7 protein-coding genes are annotated in these 8,199 nt (G+C 54.8%); 6 read left to right on the top strand and 1 reads right to left on the bottom strand.

The genetic code is table 11. The annotated features are described in order from the left end of the window. The 6 genes from HEQ34_RS13065 to HEQ34_RS13040 all read left to right on the top strand — a co-directional run. The coding region (locus HEQ34_RS13065; protein WP_296201213.1) for a DUF2460 domain-containing protein at positions 1-137 on the top strand (137 nt) is incomplete at its 5' end. A gap of 11 nt (positions 138-148) precedes the next feature. Beyond that, positions 149-958: a DUF2163 domain-containing protein gene (locus tag HEQ34_RS13060; RefSeq protein WP_296201211.1), complete on the top strand. Its 810-nt coding sequence runs from the start codon at positions 149-151 to the stop codon at positions 956-958. Beyond that, complete coding sequence (locus tag HEQ34_RS13055; protein ID WP_296201208.1) at positions 924-1,382, top strand: peptidoglycan endopeptidase; 459 nt, start codon at positions 924-926, stop codon at positions 1,380-1,382. The genes HEQ34_RS13060 and HEQ34_RS13055 overlap by 35 nt, the downstream gene beginning before the upstream one ends. Before the next feature lies 1 nt (position 1,383). Next, entirely contained in the window at positions 1,384-3,564 is a 2,181-nt protein-coding gene (locus HEQ34_RS13050; RefSeq protein WP_296201206.1) for a phage tail protein, read from the top strand. 39 nt (positions 3,565-3,603) lie between these two features. Then, a complete protein-coding gene (locus HEQ34_RS13045; RefSeq protein ID WP_296201203.1) occupies positions 3,604-4,053 on the top strand; it encodes a DUF2793 domain-containing protein in 450 nt (149 codons plus the stop codon). Positions 4,054-4,213: 160 nt separating this feature from the next. Then, complete coding sequence (locus tag HEQ34_RS13040; protein WP_296201201.1) at positions 4,214-5,335, top strand: OmpA family protein; 1,122 nt, start codon at positions 4,214-4,216, stop codon at positions 5,333-5,335. A 95-nt stretch (positions 5,336-5,430) separates the two neighbouring features. Here HEQ34_RS13040 and HEQ34_RS13035 read toward each other — a convergent pair whose 3' ends face one another. Then, on the bottom strand, positions 5,431-8,190 hold the full coding sequence (locus HEQ34_RS13035) for a [protein-PII] uridylyltransferase (protein ID WP_296201198.1): 2,760 nt from the start codon (positions 8,188-8,190) through the stop codon (positions 5,431-5,433). Between the last annotated feature and the right edge of the window lie 9 nt (positions 8,191-8,199).

The following is an 8,199-nucleotide window of genomic DNA, read 5'->3' as shown; positions in this document are numbered from 1 at the left end:
GCGCAGTCGTGACCGCTGGATATCGTTTCGACGTTCCGGTTCGCTTTGCCTCCGACCAAATGGATATGGCGCGGGCGACATTTGGCGCAGGCGATATGCCCAATATTCCGTTGATCGAAATCCGGGAAGCGGTGTGATGGACGCGTGGATGGAAGGACCATTGACCAGCGTTGCTTATGGCTGGCGGCTGGAACGGGCCGACGGGGTGACATTGGGGTTTACCTCGCATGATGTCGATGTTGCGCATGATGGTATATTGTTGCGCGCAAGCCCCGGAATGCAGCCAACGACGGTCATGCAAAGCGCTGGCCTGGATAAGGATGGGTTGGACGTATCGGGCGCGCTGACATCTGATGACATCTGCGCAGATGATCTTGCGGCGGGACGTTGGAACGGGGCGTATCTGGAAATTTTCCTGTTTGACTGGACCGCGCCCGCAAGCGGCAAACGCGTGTTGGCCGCCGGGGAATTGGGCGCAGTATCCTTCACCGATGATGCGTTTGAGGCCGAGCTTGTTGGCTTGCAAGCGCGGTTGGAAAAAGCCGTGGCGCCGCAAACATCTCCATCTTGTCGCGCACGATTTTGCGATGCGGCCTGTGGCCTTAACAGTGCACGTTTTCGGCATCTGGCCGAAGTAGCAAGCGGTGATGACAACCGGATTTCGATCACTGCACCCTTGGACGTTGCCGACGGATATTTGGCCTATGGCGAATTGCGTTGGCTTACCGGTCCCAATTGCGGGTCGACTGCGAAAATTTCAGGCCATGAAAGCACGGATATTTATGTGTATAGCGCCCCGTTTCATGTGCCAAAAGCAGGCGACCTGATCGAACTGACGCAAGGGTGTGACAAGATCATGTCCACATGTGCGGGGCGCTTCGGCAATGGTGCGAACTTTCGCGGCGAGCCTTATTTGCCCGGCAATGACCTACTTACCCGCTACCCCGGTGGCAATTAGGCTTCAGCCGCCGCAGACCACGTCCCAAGCGAGCATCGCTGCTTGTGCGCTGACATGCTTAGGTGCGCCGTTCCGATTGCATGGCCGTTCGCCGGAAACCGGGCTTGATTGTGTTGGCGTCGTCTCGGCCTGTCTTTTCGAAGCTGGCTATCGTTTCGAAACACCCACAGATTATCGCCTGCGCGGTGATTTTGAAGGACGCGTGCAGGCTTTTTTTGCGGACTCAAAATTTCGGAATGTTGACGATGGATCGTGGATCGCGGGTGACATTTTGCTGCTGCGACCCGGGCCCCGACACATTCATTTTGCCGTGCTGGCACACGTCGGTGCGGTGCATGCGCATGTGGGTTTGGGCCGCGTCGTATTGACCCCGCTGCCGCTGCCTTATGGCAACATCACCCAATGGCGCTTTCAAGGAGACTGATATGGCAACGCTTGTTTTGACCGCCGTAGGTTCCGCGATTGGTGGACCGATTGGCGGCGCGATTGGCGCTTTCATTGGCCAACAGATCGACGCAGAAATATTCGCGCCGCCTGCCCGACAGGGGAGCCGGCTGAAAGAACTGGCGGTCCAGACATCCAGCTATGGATCGCAGATCCCCGGCATATTTGGCGCCATGCGGGTGGCGGGCACCGTGATCTGGTCCACAGATTTGATTGAACAGCGGACGAAAAGCGGTGGTGGCAAGGGGCGGCCTTCAACGGTGAATTACAGCTACCGTGTCAGCCTTGCCGTGGCGCTATCGAGTAGGCCAATCGCACGTATTGGCCGCATATGGGCTGATGGCAACCTTATCCGTGGTGTAAATGATGACTTTAAAATTGATGCCCAGATGCGTGTGCATGAAGGTCAGGAAAATCAGCGGCCCGATCCTTTATTGGCCTCGGCCGAAGCGCAGGGGCAGTGCCCTGCACATCGCGGCATAGCTTATGTTGTTTTCGAAGATCTTCAGCTCGCCGAATTTGGCAATCGCATACCGTCGTTCACCTTCGAGATTTTTGAACGCGACGAGCCGCTGGCGTTATCCGCCTTGCTGACAACGGTTTCGAATGGCGACATTGCGACCCAAAGCGGGCTTGAGATTATTGGCTTTGCCGTTGCCGGCGCGAGCGTGCGAGAAGCTGTTGCGCCGATTTTGGATAGTTGTCCGTTGGAACTTGTCGTTTGCGACAGCCATCTTGTTATCCGGGATGTCGGCGTGCAGCAGGATTTTGTCCACAGCATCGACATTGCGGTTGAAGAAAATGGGCGTGCGTTGGAAAAACCAAAGCAAGTCATGCCACCGGCGGCCAATATTCCGGTCCATGTCTCGCTGCGTTATTATGATGCAGAGCGCGATTATCAGGCAGGTATTCAGCAAAGCAATAGTGACGCAGGTGGCCGGGGTGACATGCGATTGGAATTGCCTGCGGTGCTCAGCGCTGGCGCTGCCAAGGCCATCGTCGAGGCCAAAGACAGCGATGTCCGCTATGCGTCCCATGTCTGGTCCGGGGCAGCCGCAGCGTCGGGCGGTTCTTACCGGCCCGGCGATCATTTCCGGACAGCCGATAACCGGAAGTGGCAAATTTCAGAGGTTGAAGTCGGTCTGGGAACGACGCACATCAAGGCCAAGGCGTTACCCAAGTATATGGCAATCGGTGCCTTAGCCAGCGAAGCTGGACGGCATGTGCCTTCTGCGGATCAGCCGATTGGCCAGACGCGGATTATGGCCCTGGACATGCCTTTGGTCCCGGGCGGCGATCCGCATAAACCGGCCTTGGCGTTATTTGCAGCAGGCACAGAAGCGGGTTGGAAACGGGCCGCGATCTCGCTTTCAACGGATGATCAATGGACGGATTTCGGGACGACTGCCCTGCCTGCGGTGATGGGAAATACGCAAAATGCAATGGGTGCGCATCACCCGTTTTTGTTGGATAAGGCAAGCATGCTTGATATCGTGCTGCTGCACGCGGCCATGAATCTTGCGACCCGGGACACTTCACCTTTGGCGGTTGACGCGCCGATATTCTGGATCGATGGGGAGTTTGTGCGCGTCGGGCGCATTGTGGCCTTAGGCGAAAAAAGCTACCGACTTTCGCGTCTAAGCCGGGGCGTTTCCTCGTCGGCTTTGCATGCACCTGCGCACGCCGTTGGCGCGCAAATTGTGCTCATGGATGCAGCCTCGACGCGCATTATATCCGAGAACGCTTATCAGGTCGGGCAAACGGTTACACTGGATGCGCAGGGACTTGGTGATGTCGCACCAGTGACAACAGTCGTTGTTGCAGAGGGAATGGCCATTACCCCCCTGCCCCCCGTTCATGGCCGCGTGGTAAAAGACGGTAGCGGGAATTTTGATCTTTACTGGAAACGCCGCTCGCGGCTTGATCTAGGATGGATGGGTGGCGTTGACCAAGCACAAGCCGAGGATCAGGAAAGCTACCGCGTCGGGCTTTACATCGATGACGGAATGTTGCGTGAATGGACGGTGACCGAAAATTACCTGCACATTTCGGCAAGCGAAATGGACGCTTTAGGGGTGCTGCAAAACAGCTTGGTCATTTTTAAAGTGCAGCAAATTGGACGTTTTGCGCAGTCCGGCCCGCTGACCTTGGGTTTGAGTTGATCGGTAAGTTTGGCGCAATTCATCTTACATGGAGGATATATGCCCGCATTAGAAACTGGACGCTATCGCCTGCCGCTTTTGGCAGTGTCGCAGGCGCAGAAAGAAATCACGCACAATGAAGCGCTCGTTACGATTGATGCGCTGCTGCATATGGCAGTTGAAGCTGCCTTATCGGCTCCGCCCGCCGTCAATGATGATGATATTGGGAAATGTTGGATCATAAATGGGGTGCCAACGGGTGCATGGGCAAACAAAGCTGGTCAGATTGCCTATTGGATTGGCGGCAGTTGGCGCTTTGTCGTTCCCCATGAAGGAATGCGGCTTTGGAACAGATATACACAGCGTCACAGCCTGTACATATCGGGCCAATGGACGACCGCGCCTTCGGTACCCAATCCAACCGGTGGTGCTGTCGTCGACAGCGAAGCGCGCGCAGCACTTGCGGCGATTTTGCATTATTTCAGGTTAATAGGCATATTGGCAACATAAGCCGAGAATGCCGGAAAACGTTACAAATATTATGGTCAATCGCCAAAAATGGCGACATTTTGGCAACAGTATAGAGACATAGCGACTTGCATCGATGGAACAGAATTGTTAAACCAGCGTTCTCGAATTTCCGTTCCTAAGATAGAAAAGGGGAAAGTTGATGCGTAAGTTAGCCATAAGTTTGGCGCTCGCTTCTACTGCTCTGGCGTCACCGGCTTTGGCCCGCGACAACCAGTGGTATGTCGGAGTTGATGGCGGTGCCATGATAGTAGAAGACCTTGCTTTGGATATTGGTGCCCTGAATGATGCGGCAACATTAGACACAGACAAGGGTTATGATGTCGGCGGCGTAGTCGGCTATGATTTTGGCGGTTTCCGTCTTGAATCAGAAGTGTCGTATCGTCAGGCTGATGTGACTGGGTTTAACAGCCAGTCACCGCAGATCACGAGCGGCGCGGGTACGACTTTGGCATCGAGCGGTACATATGCCGTAGCGGGTGACGCGAGTGCATTGAGCTTCATGGTCAATGGTTTGTTTGATTTCGGTGACGACGATGGCATTCAGGGCTTTGTTGGCGGCGGCGTTGGCGTTGCACGTATCGACGTGCAGACCGTTTTTGCAGCACCATCATTCCTTGATGACTCGGATACGGGTTTTGCATGGCAAGCACTCGCTGGCGTTCGCGCGCCATTGAGCGACAACTGGGATGTGGGACTGAAGTATCGTTTCTTTAACGCGGACAAGGTCAGCCTAGTTGATCGTCTTGGCCGTGCAGTGGACACACGCTTCCGTTCGCACAGCTTGATGGGCAGCCTGATTTATAACTTCGGCGGTGCACCTGCGCCAGTTGAAGTGGCACCACCACCACCACCGCCACCTTATGTGGCTCCACCGCCACCACCGCCACCACCGCCGCCACCTGCGCCGGTGTGCAACACAGGACCTTATATCGTATTCTTCGATTGGGATAAATCGAACCTGCGTCCAGACGCAGCTTCGGTTCTTGATAATGCCGTTGCGCAATATTCGAACTGTGGCAGCGCGAAGGTTATGCTTGCAGGTCACGCCGATAAGTCGGGTACTGCAAAGTATAACGTTGGGCTTTCAGAGCGTCGTAACGACACCGTTCGTACGTATCTTGAGTCCAAGGGTGTATCGGCTGGCGCAATCGCCACTGAAGCATTCGGTGAAACTGCACCATTGGTACAAACTGCAGATGGTGAGCGTGAACCGCAAAACCGTCGCGTGGAAGTATCCTACGGTCCAGGTTCGGGAATGTAATTCCCAATCTGATTTCAGGTTAAAAGAAAGGCTGGTCGAAAGACCGGCCTTTTTTTTGCATGGGCTGCATGATCCCGCGCATGGCAGTGCAGATTTTAAGCCGCAGCCTTTCCCTTCACGCGCGCCTTCACTGTTGCGGCTTCCAAAAGCCGGGATTCAAGTGCTTTTAACTTGTTTTTGTTTTCGATTTTGCCGCCGAACAAATCCGTCACATAAAATGTATCGACGGCGCGTTCTCCGTACGTGGCGATATGCGCACTGTGCAATGTGACTTTGGATTCAAACAGCGCCAGCGCCAAATTGTTGAGCAAGGCGGGCCGATCCAGCGCATTCACTTCGATCACTGTAAACCGGTTGGAAGCTTGATTATCAATCAACACCGATGGCGCGATTTTAAAGGCGTCGGCCCGGCGGAGCGCTTTCGGTTTCGCATCCAGTTGAGTCATTAAGCGCGCGCGGTTGGTGAGCGCATCTTCAATGTTGCGCTTGAGCCGGTTTAACTGGCTTTGCTCCTGAAACGGACGACCCAGCGGGTCCTGTATAAGGAAATTGTCAACCGCCATGCCGTCGCTGCTGGTGTGAATTCGTGCATCGATAATGTTGCCGCCCGCCAGATGAATGGCCCCCGCTATGCGGTAAAATAACCCTGGATGGTCGGCGGCAAAAACCGTCACGAGTGTCGCGCCTCGATCGGGATAGAAACACGCATCAATGGCAAGGCCCGTGCCTGCATTGGAGAGAAGATGCCGGGCGTTGCGTTCAATGATGTCATCTGGTTCCGCGATCCAATAAGCGTCGGGAAGCGTTTTGGCAAAAGCAGCGAATGTATCGGCAGGCAGTCGCAACGCGGACTCCAGTTTCGCTTTTTTCGCGGCAATCCGTTCGTCCCGGCCGCGTTGCTTGTGTCCCAAACGCAGCACTTCTTCGGTAGCTTCAAACAGGTCTGACAAAAGCTGTCGCTTCCAACTATTCCAAACGCCCGGTCCAACGGCGCGGATGTCAACGACGGTCAAGACCAATAATAGCTTCAACCGCTCGGGTGACTGGACGGCCTGGGCAAAATCCAGGATAGTCTTAAAATCTGCCAAGTCCCGCTTGAACGCGGTGGCCGACATCAACAGATGATAACGGACGAGCCAAGCAACGGTTTCCGTTTCGGCTGGTGAAAGACCAAGCCGTGGGCATAAGGTTTCGGCAACCTCAGCGCCTAACACACTATGGTCACCGCCACGCCCCTTCGCAATGTCGTGGAGCAATGTGGCCACAAACAATACCCGCTTGCTGACAATCTGTTGCACCATTGCTGTAGACAGAGGGTGATCCTGTTTTAACTTGCCCCTGTTGATATCGGCCAGCAAACCGATGGCGCGGATCGAATGTTCATCGACTGTGTAATGGTGGTACATGTCGAACTGCATTTGCGCGACGACACGGCGGAAATCCGGAATAAACCTGCCAAAGACGGTAGATTCATTCATCCAGCGCAAAACCGTTTCCGGGTCGCGCGGAGACGTCAGAATTTCAAGAAAAAGCGCGTTGGCCCTGGGGTCCCGTCGCAATACTTTGTCGATCAGCCGGGCATCCCTCTGGGCGGCGCGCATGGCCAGCGGGTGGATTTCCAATTCATGCACATCTGCCAAATGGAATATTTCGAGCAAGCGCACGGGGTCTTGCGCAAAAAACCCGTCATCGGGTAGCGCTAAGCGACCACGATCCAGTTGAAAGCCGTTTAGCTTTCGTGGTTTCCGGATAAAACTGGGCAAGAACCGCCGGCCTTTTTTGGCCATGGCTTCATCCAAATGCGCCAGGAAAAGCCCCGTCACGTCACCAACCGTTTTTGCATTCAAAAAATAATAATGCATAAACCGTTCAACCGCCGAGCGTCCGGGGCGGTCGGCAAATTGCATAAGCTCTGCAACTTCGCGTTGCAGATCAAATGTCAGGCGTTCTTCCGCGCGTCCGGTGATATTGTGCATATGGCAGCGCACCGCCCATAAGAAATTCTCGGCTTTTCTAAACCTGTTATATTCATCAATTGTCAGCAGGCCAACGTCGACAAGTTCGGACGCGGCTGACACTTTATGGATGTATTTTCCAATCCAGTAGAGGGTGTGGAGGTCGCGCAGCCCGCCTTTGCCATCCTTGATATTCGGTTCGACCACATATCGGCTGTCACCCATGCGTCGGTGCCGATCATCGCGTTCGATCATTTTTAGGCGGACAAAGTCAGATGCTGTATTTGCAACGACCTCGTTCCAGAAACGCAACGAAGCCTCTTCGTAAACGCCGCGGTCGCCCCAAACAAACCTGCTTTCAAGCAAAGCGGTGCGAATGGTCAAATCCTCTTGCGCCATCTTTACGGTTTCATCGAGGGACCTACTCGATTGGCCAACCTTCAACCCAAGGTCCCAGAGCAAATAGAGGATCGCTTCTACGACCTGCTCGGTCCACGAACTGCGCTTGAAAGGCGTTACAAAGCCGATATCCACGTCGCTGTGCGGGGCCATTTCTCCGCGGCCATATCCACCGACTGCCAAAACCGCGATCCTTTCGGATGCGGAGCGGTTAGCAGCGGGATATGCATGAACAGTGACATAGTCGTAGATGAGCCGGACGATTTGATCGACAAGAAATGCTTGCTCAGCCGACGCGCGATATCCTTGAGAAGGCGCCGCATTAAGGCGTTGTTTAATTTCGGCCCGACCGCTGGCCAGGGCCATTTGCAATATCTCGACGACGCGTGGACGACGCGCCTGGCCCTCGCATTCGCGAACGATGCCTTCAATTTGTTCGGCAAGCGCGTTCCGGTCGATAATGTCGCGCTGCTTAAATATCCGTTCTGCTGCTGATGCCATCACGTGACC

Origin of the sequence: Sphingorhabdus sp. (assembly GCF_023910635.1) — a bacterium.
GTDB lineage: Bacteria > Pseudomonadota > Alphaproteobacteria > Sphingomonadales > Sphingomonadaceae > Sphingorhabdus_B.
This window is presented reverse-complemented; position numbering and strand designations above follow the sequence as displayed.